A 720-nucleotide genomic window follows, 5' to 3' on the forward strand; every position below is an offset into this window, starting at 1 on the left:
GGGAGGACTGAAGGGTCTCAATCGCCGGGGTGGTCCCGCCATCGAGGCGCGGGCCGCTGACGATGCCGCAGGACCAGCCACGGGCGGCCAGCAACCGGAACAGATCGCGGGTGCAGACGGCCGCCCCGCTCGCCGGGTCGTGCTGGCAGTGATAGGAGACGAATAACAACCGGGGTTGGGACATGGGAGGCCGGTGCGTATACAAACGTCGAAAACATCACCTTGGCATTGTCGGGAAAAATTGTTTGTGGGGAAAGAGTGGTGCCAGTCATGCTGATGCGGTTCCCGGCCGTGTCGTAGGCGTGCGCCGTCCCGTTCTCACGGGCAGGGGGTGGGGTAGCGGACAACAGGCCGAAACCCAGGGACCGCGAGCGTCCGGGGACAAGCACCGCTTCTTAGTGGATGCCAACGGCATCCTGCTGGCCGTTGAAGTGACGGGGGCGAACACACCGGACGCCGCCGGGACACTGCCCTTAGTTGATAGCACCAGCCTGCTCGACCCGCAAGGAGAAACGGTTGGACTTGGTGGTCGGCCGGAGGAGTTGCATGTGGATCGGGTGTACGACGCGGAGGCATTGCGGGACATTGAGCTAAAATTGGCGAAGCGACGCACAGCCTACTGGGCAAAGTCTGGTGGGTGGCAGAGCGGATGATCGGCTGGCCGCATAACTTTCTTAGAGCCTGTAACTTTATGAGTTACAAAAGTATTTAAAGCAAATG

At 61.1% G+C, this 720-nt stretch carries 1 protein-coding gene and 1 pseudogene; one reads left to right on the top strand and one right to left on the bottom strand.

Annotated features, from left to right (window positions below; all coding sequences use genetic code 11):
* Window positions 1-184 (bottom strand): annotated as a pseudogene (locus tag BGIM_RS47970) (glycosyl transferase family 1); the annotation flags it as partial.
* Between the two features lie 118 nt (window positions 185-302).
* Here BGIM_RS47970 and BGIM_RS47975 point away from each other — a divergent pair.
* On the top strand, window positions 303-653 hold the full coding sequence (locus BGIM_RS47975) for a hypothetical protein (protein ID WP_052639603.1): 351 nt from the start codon (window positions 303-305) through the stop codon (window positions 651-653).
* The last annotated feature ends 67 nt before the right edge of the window (window positions 654-720 follow it).

It is taken from the genome of Zavarzinella formosa DSM 19928, assembly GCF_000255705.1.
In the GTDB taxonomy this organism is placed as follows: Bacteria; Planctomycetota; Planctomycetia; order Gemmatales; family Gemmataceae; genus Zavarzinella; species Zavarzinella formosa.